Below are 16337 nucleotides of genomic sequence, written 5' to 3' on the forward strand. Positions count from 1 at the left end.
TCGGGCAGTTCCCCGCGCCCCTGAACGCACGGGCTGCGCCCCGTGTTTTCAGGGGCGTGAGGAGGAGGCCGTGCGCCCCGGGGGCGTCTCCACCCGGGGCGCACGGCGTTCACGCGAGACCCGGGGCGGCGCCGACGTGCTCGGGCAGGGCGTCATGTCACCGCGGGGCGAGGTCTCGGCGATGAAGACGGCCGGGACGGCGCCCGCGTTGGCCGGCCGGCGCGAATCTTCCGCGCCGGCTCACACGTGCCGATCACTCTGCGCGGCCCCACGCCCCGCCCGCTCCACCAGCAGCCAGCCCACGAGGGTCATCGCCACCGCCGCCGGCGCGCTCACCTGCACGGCGATCAGCAGGGCCGTACGCCCCTCGAACAGCCCGCCGAAGCCGACCATGGACAGCCCCAGCACCCCGAAGAGGCAGAGCACGACACCGAGGGTGGCGGCCGGTCCGGAGAACGCCGTCGGCCCGCGTGAACTGCCGCGCGGGCGCGGGACGGTGGACCGGGCCGCGGGCCGCTCGAAGCTCCGGAAGGCCGCGACCAGCACCGCCGTCAGAACGGCGGCGGCGGCGATGCGCGGGGGCAGCTGGGCCCACCAGGCACCCGTCGCGGGCGCGGGCAGCGGCACATCCAGCGCGAGCAGCACGCCGTAGACCCCGAGCATGGCCGACAGGTGCCACAGGAACGCGGTCATCGAAATGCCGTTGGCCGCCACGACCGCCCGCCACACCTTCGGCCGCTCCAGCCACCGTCCGGCCGGCCCGCGCAGCCACTCCACCGCGCCGACCAGCCACAGCCCGTGGCACAGCAGCGCGAAGGTCGGCGGCGCCATGTTGGACACCTTCTCGCCCGGCATCCCGACCATCGACAGCGGATACGGCCCGAACGCCACCAGCAGCGCCGCCCCCGCGAGCCCGGCCCCGGCGAGCAGATACGGCCGGGTCAACCGCCCGTCGGCGCGCAGGAATCCGAGCTGGTGGATCGCGAGCCACACGAAGGCGAAGTTGAGGAACTCGACGAACGGCACGTCGAAGGCGAAGCGCAGCACGTCGACGGTGCCCGCCGCCGCGACCAGCGCCCCGAACGCGCCCCACCCGAACCGCTCGTGCATCTTCAGCAGCGGCGGGGTGAAGGCGACCATCGCGAGGTAGATGCCGATGAACCACAGCGGCTGCGCGACCAGCCTCAGTGCCACGTCGAGCAGTCCGCCGCCCTGGCCCGCGAGGTGCAGCAGGACGGCGGCGGCGCCCCACACCCCGATGAACACCATGGTGGGCCGCAGGAGCCGCTGGAGCCGGGCGCGGAGGAAGGCGGGGTAGACGGAGTCGCCGTCCGGGTGCCGGCGGCTGAGCGAGCGGTAGGAGAGGGCGTGCGAGAAGCCGCCGACGAAGAAGAACACCGGCATGATCTGCAGGGCCCAGGTCAGGATCTGGAGCCCCGGCTCGACGGCGAGGAGGTTCCCCACCTCGACATCGCCGTCCGCCCCGCCGGTGGTGACCGCCGCCATCAGCCAGTGGCCGAGGACGACCGTGCCGAGGGAGGCGACGCGGAGGAGATCGACGTACCGGTCACGGGTGGAGGGGGTGGCGGCGGCGAGTTCGCTCGCACTCGTTCCGGCACGCACGCTTGCGCTCACGCTTGCACTCATGGGAGTACGGTCGCGCCGGCGCCGGGTCGGGCGTCAGCGCTCCCGTACTCAACTCCCGTCTGAGTACCTAGGCTTGTGCGCCCCGTACGACGGTCGCCCCCGGCGCGGGGGAGACGGCCACCCGCGCCGCCCGGCACGTGCCGGACGCGAGCAGGCCCTCGGCGACGGCGCGGGCCGCGTCGGCGTCCCGGACGAGGAAGGCCGTGGTCGGGCCCGAGCCGGAGACGAGCGCGGCGAGCGCGCCGGCGGCGCGGCCCTCGGTGAGGGTGTCGGCCAGCTTCGGGAAGAGCGAGAGTGCGGCGGGCTGGAGGCCGTTGGAGCCCGGCAGGAAGGCCGCGAGCGCGTCGGCGTCCCCCTTGGCGAGGGCGTCCAGCAGCACTTGGGAGGCGACGGGCTCGGGGACGGCGTCGTGCGCGTGGAGCCGGTCGAACTCGCGGTAGACGGCGGGCGTGGAGAGCCCGCCGTCGGCGACGGCGAACACCCAGTGGAACGTGCCGCCGACGTCGAGGGGCCGGAGCTGCTCGCCCCGCCCGGTGCCGAGTGCCGCCCCGCCCACCAGGCTGAACGGGACGTCGCTGCCCAACTCCGCGCAGATGTCCAGGAGTTCCTCGCGCGAGGCGTCGGTCCCCCACAGCCTGTCGCAGGCGAGGAGCGCGCCGGCCGCGTCCGCGCTGCCGCCGGCCATACCGCCGGCGACCGGGATGTCCTTGGCGATGTGCAGATGGACGGCCGGCTCGACGCCGTGGCGTTCCGCCAGCGCGAGCGCGGCCCGTGCGGCGAGGTTCGTACGGTCCAGGGGGACCTGGTCGGCGCCGGGGCCCTCGCAGGTGACGGTCAGCTCGTCGGCGGGGGTCGCGGTGACCTCGTCGTACAGCCCGACGGCGAGGAAGACGTTGGCCAGGTCGTGGAAGCCGTCGGGCCGGGGGCCGCCGACCGCGAGCTGCACGTTGACCTTGGCGGGGACGCGAACGGTGACGCTCACGACTGGCGGGGCTCCTCGGTGGGGGTCTGGTCGTAGGTCCTGGTGCCGGTGGCGGTGGTGGCCTCGGTGACGCGGTGCTCGGCGATGGCGGCGAACTCCTCGACGGTCAGGGACTCGCCGCGGGCCTGCGGAGAGACGCCGGCGGCGACGAGGGCGGCCTCGGCGGCGGGCGCGCTGCCGGCCCACCCGGCGAGGGCGGCCCGCAGCGTCTTGCGCCGCTGGGCGAACGCCGCGTCGACGACCGCGAACACCTCCCGCTTGGCGGCGGTGGTCTTGACCGGCTCGGTCCGGCGGACGAGCGAGACGAGCCCGCTGTCGACGTTCGGCGCCGGCCAGAAGACGTTCCGCCCGATCGACCCGGCGCGCTTGACGTCCGCGTACCAGTTCGCCTTCACCGACGGCACGCCGTACACCTTCGAGCCCGGTCCGGCGGCGAGGCGGTCGGCGACCTCCGCCTGGACCATCACGAGGGTGCGTTCGATGGTGGGGAAGGTGTCCAGCATGTGCAGCAGCACGGGGACGGCGACGTTGTACGGGAGGTTCGCGACGAGGGCCGTGGGCGGAGGGCCGGGCAGCTCGGTCACCTGCATCGCGTCCGAGTGCACGAGGGCGAAGCGGCCGGCGCGGGTGGGCATGCGGGCGGTGATGGTGGCGGGCAGCGCGGCGGCGAGGACGTCGTCGATCTCGACGGCCGTGACCCGGTCCGCCACCTCCAGCAGGGCGAGGGTGAGCGAGCCGAGACCCGGGCCCACCTCGACGACCGTGTCCTGCGGGCGGACGTCCGCGGTCCGCACGATCCGGCGGACCGTGTTGGCGTCGATCACGAAGTTCTGGCCGCGCTGTTTGGTGGGGCGCACGCCGAGCGCTGCCGCGAGTTCGCGGACGTCGGCGGGGCCCAGGAGGGCGTCGGGGAGGCTGGAGGGGCTGCTCACGGCACCAGGGTACGGGGCGGGGGGTGGGGGGTTGCTCCTGGGCGCCTGAGGGGTGGGGGGTCGGTGCGTCGGCGAGTGCGGCCCGGTGGGGGCCGATCGCGCAGTTCCCCGCGCCCCCAAAAACCCAGGCCCCTGCGGGCCCGGGTCTGCGACGGGCGCGGGGTGGGAAAAACAGCCCCCCTCACCCCCGCAGCCGCGCCCCGCAGTGGGGCCAGGGGCTCGCCCCGCGCTGGACATACAGCTTCTTCGCGCGAAGGGTCTGTTCGCCCGCGGGCGCGTCCTGGGGGCGGCCACTGCCCCCGAGGCTCTGCCAGGTCCGCGTGTCGAACTGGTACAGCCCCCCGTACGTCCCGGAAGGATCGACCGCGTTCGGCCGCCCCCCGGACTCGCACGCCGCCAGCCCCGACCAGTTCAACCCCTCCGCCCCCGCCACGGACGTCGGCACCGCCTTCGTCCCCACCTTCACGATCTGGTCCCTGGGCTCCCGCACCACCTCCGTACGCAGCAGCCGCGGTCGCTGCCGCACCCCGTTGACCGACCGGAGCGCGTACGTGACCCGGCGGGTGCCCGGATATCCGGCCCGCTCGACGACCTCCGTGCCCCGGAACAGGGAGGGGTCCTCGGCGCGGCGCACCCGGAACGGGATCGGCACCTCACGCACCTCCGTGGACCCGGTCACCCGCAGCACGGTCACCGTCTGCCCGTCCCGGGGAAAGCTCGCCCGGTCGACCGAGGTGGTGTCCTCCCCGCGCAGGGTGACCCCGGCCTGCTCCACGGCCTCCCCCACGGTCGCCGCGTTCGTGCGGATCGTCCGCGTCCGCCCGTCCGCCATGATCGTGACGGTGCGCTCGGTCCGGACGTCCAGCTCCAGCCCCTGCCGCCCGATGCGCTGGGAGCGCGAGGTCGAGACGTACGCCCCCTCCGCACGCACCCCGAGCTGCTGGAGCGCCCCGTCCACCGTGTGGGCGGTCGTCCAGACCTTGCGCCGATGACCGTCCAGGGTGAGGGCGACGGGCCGGCCGTAGTGCACGGCCACCTCGTCGCCGCTGCTCAGCGCGGTACCGGGAGCGGGCGCGATGACATCGTGGGGGCCGACGGGGACCCCCTCGTCGGCGAGCAGTTCGGAGACGTCGTCGGCGAAGGTGTGCAGCGTGCGCGGCCGCCCGTCGACGGTCAGCTCGATCGCCTTGTCCTTCGCCACGAACGCGGAGGTCCCGCCCGCGAGGAACGCCACCACCAGCGCCTGCGGGACCAGCCTGCGCAGCGAACCGGGCCGGTCGGCGGCCCGTCTGCGCCGGGGCGCCCGCCGGGAGGCGCCCCGGCCGCCCTCGACGGGTGCGCGGGTCCCGGGCACCGGCCCGTCCGGCTCCAGGGGCTCGTCACGGCGGCTCCGGTCCGCGTAGGCGGGGCGATAGGTGTCCACGTAGACCCCGTACGGCAGCGTCTCGGCCTCGTACGGCGGTGTCCCGGCGGCGCCGTACGACGCCAGGACCTCGGCCCCGTACGGCAGCGTCCCGGCCCCGTACGCCGGCGTCGCGGCGTCACGCACCGTCGGCGGCCGGCTCGTACCGTCCGGGCCATGGCTCTCGTAGGTCTCGTACGACGACGACTGCAGGTTGCTCACGACGACACGCTCCAGAGGGGATCCGGGTCCGGGTCGGGCGACGTGAACCTAGCGGACTTCGGTCACCCTCCAAAGCAACGTGGTCACGCAGTGTCGCGACACGGGCCACTGATCATCTTTTCGGGTCCCCCGGACGGCCCAGCCGGCGTGATCCGTCAGTAATCGAACGCCCTCGACGTGTTCGCCGCGATCGCCGTCGCCAGCGCGTCCTCGTCGATGCCCCGCACCGCGGCCATCGCCCGGACCGTGACCGGAACGAGATACGGCGCGTTGGGCCGTCCGCGGTACGGGGCCGGCGTCAGGAAGGGCGCGTCGGTCTCGACGAGGACGAGTTCGAGGGGGGCGACGGCGAGCGCGTCGCGCAGCGGCTGGGCGTTCTTGAAGGTCATGTTCCCGGCGAAGGACATGAAGTAGCCGTGCTCCGCGCACTCGGCGGCCATGGCGGCGTCGCCGGAGTAGCAGTGGAAGACGGTCCGCTCGGGCGCACCCTCCTCCTTCAGGACCCGCAACACGTCGTCGTGGGCGTCGCGGTCGTGGATGACCAGGGCCTTGCCGTGCCGCTTGGCGATCTCGATGTGGGCGCGGAAGGACCGTTCCTGGGCGGCCTTGCCCTCCGGCCCGGTCCGGAAGTAGTCGAGCCCGGTCTCCCCGACCCCCTTGACCTGCGGCAGCGCCGCGAGCCGGTCGATCTCGGCGAGCGCGTCGTCGAGTGCCGTGTCACCGCCGGGGGTCCGCGCGCCCTGCCGGGACCAGCCGTCGGGGTCGCCGTGCACGATCCGCGGCGCCTCGTTGGGGTGCAGGGCGACCGTCGCGTGCACGGCCTCGTACCGCGCGGCCGTCTCGGCGGCCCAGCGGGAGCCCTTGAGGTCGCAGCCGACCTGGACGACCGTGGTCACCCCCACGGAGGCGGCCTTCGCGAGGCCCTCCTCGACCGTGCCGGACTGCATGTCCAGATGCGTGTGCGAATCCGCGACCGGCACCCGGAGGGGTGCGGGGAGCGGGGGCGCGGCGTTCCTGTCGTTCTTGCCGGACGCGTTGCCGGAGTCGTTCGAAGGCATGCCCCGATCCTACGAATCGCGGAACCGCACGATCGGGGCATGCCTCACAGGCTCACTGACGGGGAGGATCAGCTCGCCTTGCGGTGGAACGGGTGCAGCAGGTCGGAGAAGTGCCAGTGGTGGTGCTCCCCGGGCTCCGCCGCGTCGCTCGCCGCCGCGTCGACCGCCGCCGGGCGCGGCTTCGGCACGTGGCGCCGGTGTTCGGCGTCCCGGACCGACGACACCTGGCCCGCCCGCATGATCCGTACGACATGACCGTCGCAGTTCTGGCACGCCGGCCGGGAGAGCGGGGACGGCACGACCTTGCCGTCGGCCACGTACATCACGAAGTCGCGCCCCTGGGCGTCGTTGTGGTGCTCGATCTCGTACGACTGCTCCCAGCCGTGCCCGCAGCGCATGCAGGCGAACGAGTACGACTCGTGAACGACGGCGGTGGCGGTGTCCCGCAGGACGGCCCGCTCTACGATCTCGGTCATTGCCAGCTCCTCTGGTCCGCTGGACGCTGAGGACGGGTAAGTCCTCACCACCCATAGGACTCCTCCGCAGACCCGAAGTGCACCCCACCTGCCGACTGTTGAAGCCGTTTTGGCCCGTCCTTGTGGGAAGCCCCTCCACGCGAGGGCAGTGCTTTGCTCGGCTTTGCCGGGCCATGGGGCGCGGGGGTGTGTTGCGGGGCGCGTAAGGGGTGGAGGCGTGGGGTGCGTCGGCGGATGCGCGCCGGTGGAGCTTCTCGCGCAGTTGCCCGCGCCCCTGAAAACCCAGGCCGTACGGCCTGAAAAAGCGGCGGGGCTGCGGGTCCGAAAGTCAACGGGGCTGCGGGTCCGAAAGCATGGGGCGCAGCCCCTGCTTCTCAGGGGCGCGGGGAACTGCGCGACCAGCCCCCACCGGGCCGCACCCGACAACGCACCCCCCGCCACCCCACCCCGCGTACCCCTACGGCGCAGCCCTCTTCGCCGCGACCACCGCGTCGAAGACCTCCCGCTTGGGCAGCCCCGCCTCCACCGCCACCGCGGCGATCGCCTCCTTGCGGCGCTCCCCCGCCTCCTCCCGCACCCGGACCCGCCGCACCAGCTCCGCCGCGTCCAGCTCCTCCGGCCCCTTCTCCGGCGCCCCCTCGACCACGACGGTGATCTCGCCGCGCACCCCGGCCGCCGCCCACTCGGCCAGCTCCCCGAGAGGGCCCCGCTTGACCTCCTCGTACGTCTTGGTCAGCTCGCGGCACACGGCGGCCCGCCGCTGCGCGCCGAAGGCCTCGGCCATCGCCGCGAGCGTCGCGTCCAGGCGGTGGGGGGCCTCGAAGTACACGAGCGTGCGCCGCTCCTCGGCGACCTCGCGCAGCCGGCCCAACCGCTCCCCGGCCTTGCGCGGCAGGAACCCCTCGAAGCAGAACCGGTCGACGGGCAGCCCCGACAGCGCGAGCGCGGTGAGCACGGCGGACGGCCCCGGTACGGCGGTGACCCGGATGTCCTTCTCCACGGCCGCGGCGACGAGCCGGTACCCGGGGTCGGAGACCGACGGCATCCCCGCGTCGGTGACCAGCAGCACACGCGCCCCGCCCACCAGCGCCTCGACGAGTTCCGGCGTACGCGCGGCCTCGTTGCCCTCGAAGTACGAGACGATCCGCCCGCCCGGCTGCACGCCGAGCGCCTGGGTGAGCCGCCGCAGCCGCCGGGTGTCCTCGGCGGCGACCACGTCCGCACCGGCCAGCTCCTGGGCGAGCCGGGGCGGCGCGTCCGCGACATCACCGATGGGGGTACCTGCCAACACAAGGATTCCTGTCACACCCCCATCCTCCCAGGGGGAACGCCGCCGGCAGGGCGCGGGACCGCCTCGGACACCCCGGCCCACATTCCCGTCCCACGGGACTCCCACAGCCGTGTTCCCTACGATGGCGCGGTGACCAGTACCGCGTCCTCCACGGACACCCGGCAGGACCAGGCCACCGAAGCGCAGCGGCCGTCGTGGCAGCACCGCCTGCGCCGATTCGGCTACGCGGCGCCCCCGAGAGGCGACGTCCGCACCCGGCTGGTGCCCCCGTACACCCGGCCGGGTCCACGGGTGTGGGCCGCGCTCGGGCTGCGCGAGAGTGGCGCGGCGCGCCTGGTCCGGTGGTCGGCGTGGGGCGGTCCGCTGCTGGTGACGCTGTTCGCGGGGCTGCTGCGGTTCCACGACCTGGGCAGCCCCAGGGCGGTGATATTCGACGAGACGTACTACGCGAAGGACGCGTGGGCGCTCGTCCATCGCGGGTACGAGGTCAACTGGGCGAAGAACGCCAACGAGCTGATCCTCCAGAACAACGGGAACGTGCCCATCCCGACGGAGGCGGCCTATGTGGTCCACCCCCCGGTCGGCAAGTACGTGATCGGTCTGGGCGAGCTGATGTTCGGGTTCGACCCGTTCGGCTGGCGGTTCATGACGGCCCTGCTCGGCACGCTCTCCGTGCTGATGCTGTGCCGGATCGGCCGCCGGATCTTCCGCTCGACGTTCCTCGGCTGCCTCGCGGGCGCGCTGATGGCGGTGGACGGCCTGCACTTCGTGATGAGCCGCACCGCGCTGCTGGACCAGGTGCTGATGTTCTTCGTGCTGGCCGCGTTCGGCTGTCTGGTCGTCGACCGCGACAAGGCGCGGCAACGCCTGGCCGCCGCCCTCCCCCGGGACGGCGACGGGGTCGTCCGCCCCGACGTCCTGATCGCCGAGACGACCCGCCTGGGGTGGCGCCCGTACCGCTGGCTGGCCGGTCTCTGCCTGGGCCTGGCCCTCGGCACCAAGTGGAACGCCCTGTACTTCCTGGTGTTCTTCGGGATCATGACGGTGCTCTGGGACTACGCGGCCCGCAAGGTCGCCGGCGCCCGTCAGCCGCTGATCGCGATGCTCCGGCGCGACCTCGGCCTCGCGTTCCTGTCCACGGTCCCCGTCATGATCGTCACCTATCTGGTCTCCTGGACGGGCTGGATCCTCTCCCCGGACGACGGCACCGGCGGCTACTACCGCAACTGGGCCGCGACCGAGGGCAAGGGCGGCTGGCTCGCCTGGCTCCCGGACTGGCTGCGCAGCCTGTGGCACTACGAGCACGCGGTGTACGAGTTCCACATCGGGCTGTCGTCCCCGCACACGTACCAGTCGAACCCGTGGAGCTGGATCGTCCTGGGCCGCCCGGTCTCCTACTTCTACGAGTCCCCGTCCCCCGGCAACGACGGCTGCGCGGTCGACACCGCCGACAAGTGCGCCCGCGAGGTCCTCGCCATCGGCACGCCCCTGCTGTGGTGGGCGGCCGCCTTCGCGGTCCTCTACGTCCTGTGGCGCTGGTTCTTCCGCCGCGACTGGCGCGCCGGCGCGATCGCCTGCGGCATCGCCGCCGGCTATCTCCCGTGGTTCCTGTACCAGGAGCGCACGATCTTCTTCTTCTACGCCGTGGTCTTCCTGCCGTTCCTCTGCCTCGCCGTCACGATGATGATCGGCGCCATCCTCGGTCCCCCCGGCGCCCCGGAACGCCGCCGCGTGGCCGGCGCGGCGGGCGCGGGCGTCCTGGTCCTCCTGATCGCCTGGAACTTCATCTACTTCTGGCCCCTGTACACCGGCCAGCCCATCCCGATCGACAGCTGGCGGTCGCGGATGTGGCTGGATACCTGGGTGTGATGGCCGAACCCCGTTCGCCGGGCTCTGGCGGGCTAACAATCAGGGCACGCACAGGAGTCATTTTCCCCACGCGTTACTCCGGCGTGCTTACAGTGAGCCTCGGCAAGCGGTTTCTGAACGCGTTCAAAGGGGGAGTCGCGTCATGCGCAAGGGGGTCAAGGTCGCCATAGTCGGCGGAGTGTTCGCGGCGATGGTGGGCGGTGCCGGGTACGGCGGGTACAACTTCGTGACGGCGCTGAACGGGGACGGCGGGGGTGTCGAGAAACGCACCGGGCCGCCGGGCGGGGACGAGGTCCGGGAGACGACGGAGAAGTTCTTCGCCGCCTGGGAGAAGGGCGACTCGGCCACGGCGTCGTCGTACACGAACGACGCCGTGGACGCGGGGAAGGTCTTCGGCAGCTTCACGGGCGTCGCGCGGATCGACGACGTGAAGATCGAGCCGGGCAAGCCCACCGGGAGCGGCGACCGGACCGTCCCGTTCTCCGTCAGGGCGACCGTGTCGTACCAGGGCAAGAGCAAGGAACTCGCGTACAGGAGCCGGCTGACCGTCGTGCGCGGGAAGACGACCGGGCGGGCCCTGGTCGACTGGCGGCCCTCCGTCGTACACCCCGAGCTGAAGAAGGGGGACACGCTGTTCACCGGGGAGGCGGCGGCGCCGCCCATCGAGGCCGTGGACCGCGACGGCAAGGCGCTGACCAAGGAGAAGTACCCCTCCCTGGGGCCGATCCTCGACACGCTGCGCGAGCGGTACGGCTCCGACGCGGGCGGCACCTCCGGCGTCGAGCTGGGCATCCACCACGCCGCCGCCGAGGCCGGCGACACCACCCTGCTGACCCTCACCAAGGGCAGGGCGGGCAAGCTGCGGACCACGATCAGTGCCCGGACGCAGGCGGCGGCCGAGCAGGCGGTCACCAAGCACCCCGAGTCGTCCGTGGTCGCCGTGCAGCCCAGCACCGGGCAGGTGCTGGCCGTCGCCAACCACCGTGACGACAGCTTCAACGCGGCCTTCCAGGGTGAACTCCCGCCCGGCTCCACGATGAAGATCGTCACCGCCGCGATGCTCATCGACAACGGCGTGACCTCCATGAACGGCCCCGCGCCCTGCCCCGCCACGGCCACCTGGCAGAGCCAGACCTTCAAGAACCTGCCCGGTCTGAAGCCGGACGAGACGCCGAACGCGACGCTCGCCAACAGTTTCGAGCGGTCCTGCAACACGGCCTTCATCAAGCTGATCGACGAAAAGCCGCTGTCCGACGAGTCGTTGACCGAGGAGGCGCAGGAGCGGTTCGGGATCGGCCGGGACGACTGGAAGACGGGCATCGTCTCCATGGACGGCAAGGTGCCGCCCTCCGGCGGGCCGAACCGGGCCGCCAACGCCATCGGTCAGGGTGACGTCCTGATGAACCCGCTCAACATGGCGTCGGTGACGTCCACGGCGATCACGGGGACGTTCCGGCAGCCGTATCTGGTGTCACCGAAGCTGGACGACCGGGAGCTGGCCACCGCGAAGGGGCTGTCGGCCAGTACGTCCTCGCAGTTGAAGCAGATGATGAGGCTGACCGCGACCCGGGGGACGGCCGCGACCGTCATGTCCGGACTCAGCGGCGACATCGGCGCGAAGACCGGTTCCGCGGAGATCGACGGGCAGGCGGTGGCGGACAGTTGGTTCACCGGGTTCCGCGGGGACGTGGCCGCGGCGGCGATGTCGGAGGGGGGCGGTCGCGGGGGCGAGGCGGCCGGTCCGATCGTGGTGGATGTGCTGCGCGTCTCTCCGTAGGGGATGCGGCTCGCTGCGGGGTGCGGGTCCGGTGGGGGGCCGCGGACAAACGCGGCCCCGCCCACGGAGTGACCCGCGGGACTCTAGGGTGGTGGTGCTCGTTGAGGGACGAGAGGCAGCCGGGGGCAGCGGAAGGTCGGAGCGTGGGTAAGAGAAGGCGTGTCGACGAGCGGAAGGCCGCGAAGTCGGGGAGGTCGCGGCGGCACCTCGTCCTGGGCGGAGTGGCCGTCGCGGCCCTCGGTGGTGGCGCGGTCGCCGTGTACACGGTGTTCGGCGCCGGCGCGTCGGCCGACGACCGTTCGGCCGACGCCAAGGCCGTGAAGAGCGGCCCCCTGTCCGCCGTCGAGGTCCGCACCGCCGCGACCGCGTTCCTGACGGCCTGGCAGAAGGGCACCGTCACCAAGGCCGCCGCCGCCACGGACGACTCGACGGCCGCGAAGACCGCGCTGACCGGCTTCACCAAGGACGCCCACGTCAAAAACGTCACCCTCACCCGCGGCAAACGCGCGGGCGACATGGTGCCGTTCACGGTGAAGGGCACGGTCTCCTACAAGGGCACGGCCAAGCCGCTCACCTACAAGTCCGCCCTCACCGTCGTACGGGCGAAGAAGGACGGCGAACCCGTCGTCGCGTGGCAGCCGTCCGTCGTGCACCCCGACCTCGACGAGGGCGACCGCCTGGTCACCGGTGAGGCGGGCACGCCCCCGGTGAAGGCCCTCGACCGGGACGGCGGCGAGCTGACGACGAAGAAGTACCCCTCGCTGGGCTCGGTGCTGGACGGTCTGCGGGAGAAGTACGGCAAGAAGGCGGGCGGCAAGGCGGGAGTCGAGCTACGGATCGTCCGCGCGGACCCGGAGAAGGCCGGGCCGGACGGCACCTCCTCCAGCAAGTCCGCCGGCTCCACCAAGTCCGCGAACTCCACCAAGTCCACGAAGTCCACGAAGGAGAAGGCCGCCGACAAGACGCTGCTGGAGCTGAGCAAAGGCACGCCCGGGGAGCTGAGGACGACCCTCAGCCCGGCGCTGCAGGCCATCGCCGAGTCGAAGGTGGCGGCCACGAAGCGCGCGTCGGTGGTCGTGATGCGCCCCTCGACCGGCGAGATCCTCGCGGCGGCCAACTCCAGCGCCTTCAACGTGGCGTTCCAGGGCTCCCTGGCCCCCGGTTCCACGATGAAGATCGTGTCGTCGGCGCTGCTCATCGACAAGGGCCTGGCGTCGGCGGACAAGGTCCACCCGTGCCCCAAGTTCTCGTCGTACGGCGGCTGGAAGTTCCAGAACGACGACAAGTTCGAGATCAAGAACGGCACGTTCAAGGCGAGCTTCGCGCGCTCCTGCAACACCGCCTTCATCTCCCAGGCGAAGAAGCTGGACGACAACTCCCTGACCCTGGAGGCCCAGCAGGTCTTCGGGCTCGGCCTGAACAACTGGGCCATCGGCGTGTCCAGCTTCGACGGCGCGGTACCGGTGCAGAGCGCCGCCCCGATGGCGGCCTCGCTGATCGGCCAGGGCGGTGTGCGGATGAACCCGCTGAACATGGCGTCGGTGGTGTCGACCGCCAAGACGGGCGTCTTCAAACAGCCCTACCTCGTCGCCCCCTCCGTCGACGGCCGCACCCTCGCGACCGCCTCCCGGCCCCTGTCCGCCACGGCCCGCACGCAGCTGCGCGAACTCCTCCAATACACCGCCGCGGCCGGTACGGCGGCCGAGGCGATGTCGGGCCTCGGCCCGGACTACGGTGCCAAGACCGGCTCCGCCGAGGTGGACGGCCAGAAGGAGCCCAACGGGTGGTTCACCGCCTGGAAGGGCGACCTGGCCTCCGCCGGGGTCGTCCAGGAGGGGGGCCATGGCAGCGAGTCGGCGGGGCCGATCGTGGCGGCGCTGCTGAAGGCGGGCAGCGGGGGCTGAGTCCCGGCGTCCGCGGTCATGTACGGGCGTGGACGCGGATCTTCTCGTACGACTCGGGCGACTCGGCCAGGCACCAGTCGAAGACCGACGGCCAGGGACCGTAGCCCGCGTCCAGGTCCAGGTGGGCCTGGCCCGGCAGGACGTCGGCGGGCAGGCCCAGGGGGTCGGCGTAGACCGCGGCCGCGCCGCCCGGGCAGTACGGGTCGTCGTCGCCGCCGACGACCCGGGTGTACGAGGCGGCCGCGGCCAGCCGTGCGGGGTCCGGCCGCGGCGGGGCGAACTCGGCTATCTCCGGGTGCTCCAGGGCGACGTCGGGGGCGGGCGGGGCGACGAGCAGGACGCGGTCGACGGGGCCGGACAGGACGTCGTCCCGCGCGACCGCGTGCAGCCACAGCAGACAGGCCAGGCTGTGGCAGACCACCGTGATCCGCCGACCCGCCAACTCCGCCAGCAGGGCGTCCAGTTCCGCCAGCCACCGCTCCAGGTCCGGGTCGTCCGGCTCCGGCAGCTGCGGGTACGCCACCTCGTGGCCGAGGTCGGTGAGGCGGTCGGCCAGCCAGTGCTGCCAGTGGGCGGCCGGGCGGTGGTTCTGCCACCCGTGCAGGATCAGGAAGGCGCGGGTGCCGTCGGCGGGCGGGGTCTCTGTCATCCCCAGATCGTCAGCGAAGCGGGTCCTGCCGGTCCAGTGCCGTCTCTGTGGCTGGATGGGTCGCCGGGCGCGGGCCGGTGGGGCTTCTCGCGCAGTTCCCCGCGCCCCTGAAGGACAGGGGCTACGCCCCAAGCTTTTCAGGGAACGCAGGACCGGTACTTCCCGCGCCTGCAGGAGAGGTGGGGCTTTCGGGCCCGCAGGGCCCGGGCTTTTAGGGGCGCGGGGAACTGCGCGAGATGCCCCACGCACCCGCACCCGCACCCCACACCCACCGCACCACCCCGACAACCCCCTCGCATGGCCCGTACACCCACCGCTAGCGTGCCCGCATGACCAACCCCGCGCAGGACACCGAGCGCACCGCCGCCCACCCCCGTTTCGCCGAGGCACTCACCACCCTGGGCCTGGGCGAACTGCACGCCCGGATCCGCAGGTTCCCGGAGGCCACGAGGACCGCGGCGGAGGCGGCGGCGGCCCTCGGCTGCGAGTTGAGCGAGATCTGCAAGTCGCTGATCTTCGCCGCGGACGGCGTCCCCGTGCTGGTGCTCATGGACGGCGCGTCGAGGGTCGACCTGGAGCTGGTCCGGCGGGAGCTCGGCGCCACGAAGGTCACCCGGGCCCGCGCGGACGTCGTACGGGAGACGACCGGGTACGCGATCGGCGGCGTCCCGCCCTTCGGGCACCGCACCAGGACCCGCGTCCTCGCGGACCGCTCGCTCCTGGACCACGCGACCGTGTGGGCGGCCGCCGGCACCCCGTACACCGTCTTCCCCATGGACCCCAGGACGCTGATCGCCCACGCGGGCGCCACCCTGGTGGACGTCCGCGAGCACAGCGCGTGACGCCCCTCGTCACCGCGGCGGTACTGCTCGCCGCGGTCACCCACGCCAGCTGGAACGCGATCGCCCACAAGATCACGGACAAGCTGGTCGGGTTCACGCTGATAGCCGGCGGCGGGGCGCTGATCGGGTTCGCGATGGTGCCGTTCGTGCCGCTCCCGGAGGCCGGCGCGTGGCCGTATCTGATCGCCTCGACGGTCGTGCACCTCGTGTACTACGTGCTGCTGATGACGTCCTTCCGCCTGGGCGACTTCGGCCAGGCCTACCCCATCGCCCGCGGCTCCGCGCCCCTCGTCGTCACCGTGCTCGCCGCCGTCTTCGCGCACGAGGTGCCGGACGGGTGGGCGGCGGCCGGCATCCTGCTGAGCTGCGCCGGGCTGACCGGGGTCGCGCTGTGGGGCCTGCGCGGCGACCGCCCCCACTGGGCGGCGATCGGTGCCGCGCTGGCCACGGGCGTCTCGATCGCCTCGTACACGGTCGTGGACGGCCTCGGCGTACGGGCCTCCGGGTCCGCCCTGGGCTACATCGCCTGGCTGATGGCCCTGGAGGGGCTGGCGATCCCCGCCTACGCGGTCTGGCGTTGGCGCGGCGAAACGGTCGCCCTGCTCCGGCCGTTCGCCGCCGTGGGTCTGCTCGGCGCCGCGCTGTCCGTGGCGGCGTACGGCCTGGTCCTGTGGGCCCAGACGAAGGCGGAACTGGCACCCATAGCGGCCCTGCGGGAGTCGTCGATCCTCGTGGGGGCGGCCATCGGGGCGGTGTTCTTCAAGGAGCGGTTCGGGGCGCCGAGGCTGGTGGCGGCCGGTCTGCTGGTGGTGGGGATCGGGCTGATGCTGCACGCCGGGTAGACGGAACGCGTGCCGGGCAGGCCGTGCGTCCCCGGGCGCGGAGGGGCACTCTGGAAAGAGCGGTTCCGGAGGTGATCGTCATGATGAAGTCCACAGTCGGATGGCATATCGAGCTGGAGTTCCAGGAGGACGACCAGCGCACCCGTGCGGCGGCCCTCGTACGGCTCCCCGACGGGCAGGAAGTACGTGCGAACGGCTACGCCAGCCGTCACCGCTCCGACTCCCGGCAGCCCCGGGTCGGCGAGGAGATAGCCGGCGCGCGGGCCTTGAACGAGCTGGCCATGAAGCTCCTCACCAAGGCCCACGACGAGATAGACGAGGCATCGGGCCGGACGTCCCACCCGATCGCGCTCTGACGCTCCGGGTCGGCGAGGACGACCGGACGGCGCCATCGCGCCCACCCGTACACGGCCGGAAGGCGGCCGCGCGCGAGCGGGCGCGGTG

General features: G+C 72.8%; 14 protein-coding genes. 6 read left to right on the forward strand and 8 right to left on the reverse strand.

The window, feature by feature from the left end:
- Nucleotides 1-240 precede the first annotated feature (240 nt).
- The 7 genes from H4687_RS19895 to rsmI all read right to left on the reverse strand — a co-directional run bounded on the left by H4687_RS19895 (nt 241) and on the right by rsmI (nt 8025).
- Nucleotides 241-1623 carry an acyltransferase family protein gene (locus H4687_RS19895; RefSeq protein WP_046919757.1) on the reverse strand — a complete coding sequence of 461 codons (1383 nt, stop codon included), beginning with the start codon at nt 1621-1623 and terminating at the stop codon, nt 241-243.
- 91 nt (nt 1624-1714) lie between these two features.
- Nucleotides 1715-2629, reverse strand: a complete 915-nt coding sequence (locus H4687_RS19900; protein ID WP_046919756.1) for a 4-(cytidine 5'-diphospho)-2-C-methyl-D-erythritol kinase — start codon at nt 2627-2629, stop codon at nt 1715-1717.
- Nucleotides 2626-3561: a 16S rRNA (adenine(1518)-N(6)/adenine(1519)-N(6))-dimethyltransferase RsmA gene (gene rsmA / locus H4687_RS19905; RefSeq protein ID WP_078907206.1), complete on the reverse strand. Its 936-nt coding sequence runs from the start codon at nt 3559-3561 to the stop codon at nt 2626-2628. Before rsmA ends, H4687_RS19900 begins: the two co-directional genes overlap by 4 nt.
- A gap of 181 nt (nt 3562-3742) precedes the next feature.
- A complete protein-coding gene (locus tag H4687_RS19910; RefSeq protein ID WP_046918071.1) occupies nt 3743-5185 on the reverse strand; it encodes a resuscitation-promoting factor in 1443 nt (480 codons plus the stop codon).
- 155 nt (nt 5186-5340) lie between these two features.
- The gene (locus H4687_RS19915) at nt 5341-6243 is read right to left on the reverse strand and encodes a TatD family hydrolase (RefSeq protein ID WP_046918072.1); all 903 of its coding nucleotides are present in this window, start codon (nt 6241-6243) and stop codon (nt 5341-5343) included.
- A gap of 68 nt (nt 6244-6311) precedes the next feature.
- Complete coding sequence (locus H4687_RS19920) at nt 6312-6719, reverse strand: hypothetical protein (RefSeq protein ID WP_046918073.1); 408 nt, start codon at nt 6717-6719, stop codon at nt 6312-6314.
- A gap of 457 nt (nt 6720-7176) precedes the next feature.
- Nucleotides 7177-8025 (reverse strand): 16S rRNA (cytidine(1402)-2'-O)-methyltransferase, encoded by an 849-nt coding sequence (gene rsmI, locus H4687_RS19925; protein ID WP_050398353.1) that lies wholly within the window; start codon nt 8023-8025, stop codon nt 7177-7179.
- A gap of 114 nt (nt 8026-8139) precedes the next feature.
- On the opposite strand from rsmI, the gene H4687_RS19930 reads away from it, so the two are divergent.
- From H4687_RS19930 to H4687_RS19940, 3 genes are all read left to right on the forward strand, one after another.
- Nucleotides 8140-9879 carry a dolichyl-phosphate-mannose--protein mannosyltransferase gene (locus tag H4687_RS19930; RefSeq protein WP_046918621.1) on the forward strand — a complete coding sequence of 580 codons (1740 nt, stop codon included), beginning with the start codon at nt 8140-8142 and terminating at the stop codon, nt 9877-9879.
- A 142-nt stretch (nt 9880-10021) separates the two neighbouring features.
- Nucleotides 10022-11656, forward strand: coding sequence for a penicillin-binding transpeptidase domain-containing protein (locus tag H4687_RS19935; protein WP_046918622.1), 1635 nt, complete (start codon nt 10022-10024; stop codon nt 11654-11656).
- 143 nt (nt 11657-11799) lie between these two features.
- Nucleotides 11800-13560, forward strand: a complete 1761-nt coding sequence (locus H4687_RS19940; RefSeq protein ID WP_046918623.1) for a penicillin-binding transpeptidase domain-containing protein — start codon at nt 11800-11802, stop codon at nt 13558-13560.
- A gap of 16 nt (nt 13561-13576) precedes the next feature.
- Here the strand turns inward: H4687_RS19940 and H4687_RS19945 are convergent, their stop codons facing one another.
- Nucleotides 13577-14209 (reverse strand): RBBP9/YdeN family alpha/beta hydrolase, encoded by a 633-nt coding sequence (locus H4687_RS19945; RefSeq protein WP_050398352.1) that lies wholly within the window; start codon nt 14207-14209, stop codon nt 13577-13579.
- Nucleotides 14210-14538: 329 nt separating this feature from the next.
- Between H4687_RS19945 and H4687_RS19950 the strand changes: the two genes are divergently transcribed.
- From H4687_RS19950 to H4687_RS19960, 3 genes are all read left to right on the forward strand, one after another.
- Complete coding sequence (locus tag H4687_RS19950; protein WP_046920003.1) at nt 14539-15051, forward strand: YbaK/EbsC family protein; 513 nt, start codon at nt 14539-14541, stop codon at nt 15049-15051.
- Nucleotides 15048-15893: a DMT family transporter gene (locus tag H4687_RS19955; protein WP_046920004.1), complete on the forward strand. Its 846-nt coding sequence runs from the start codon at nt 15048-15050 to the stop codon at nt 15891-15893. Before H4687_RS19950 ends, H4687_RS19955 begins: the two co-directional genes overlap by 4 nt.
- Nucleotides 15894-15973: 80 nt before the next feature.
- Nucleotides 15974-16249, forward strand: coding sequence for a DUF1876 domain-containing protein (locus H4687_RS19960; protein ID WP_028797039.1), 276 nt, complete (start codon nt 15974-15976; stop codon nt 16247-16249).
- The last annotated feature ends 88 nt before the right edge of the window (nt 16250-16337 follow it).

It is taken from the genome of Streptomyces stelliscabiei (assembly GCF_014873495.1).
Taxonomy (GTDB): domain Bacteria; phylum Actinomycetota; class Actinomycetes; order Streptomycetales; family Streptomycetaceae; genus Streptomyces; species Streptomyces bottropensis.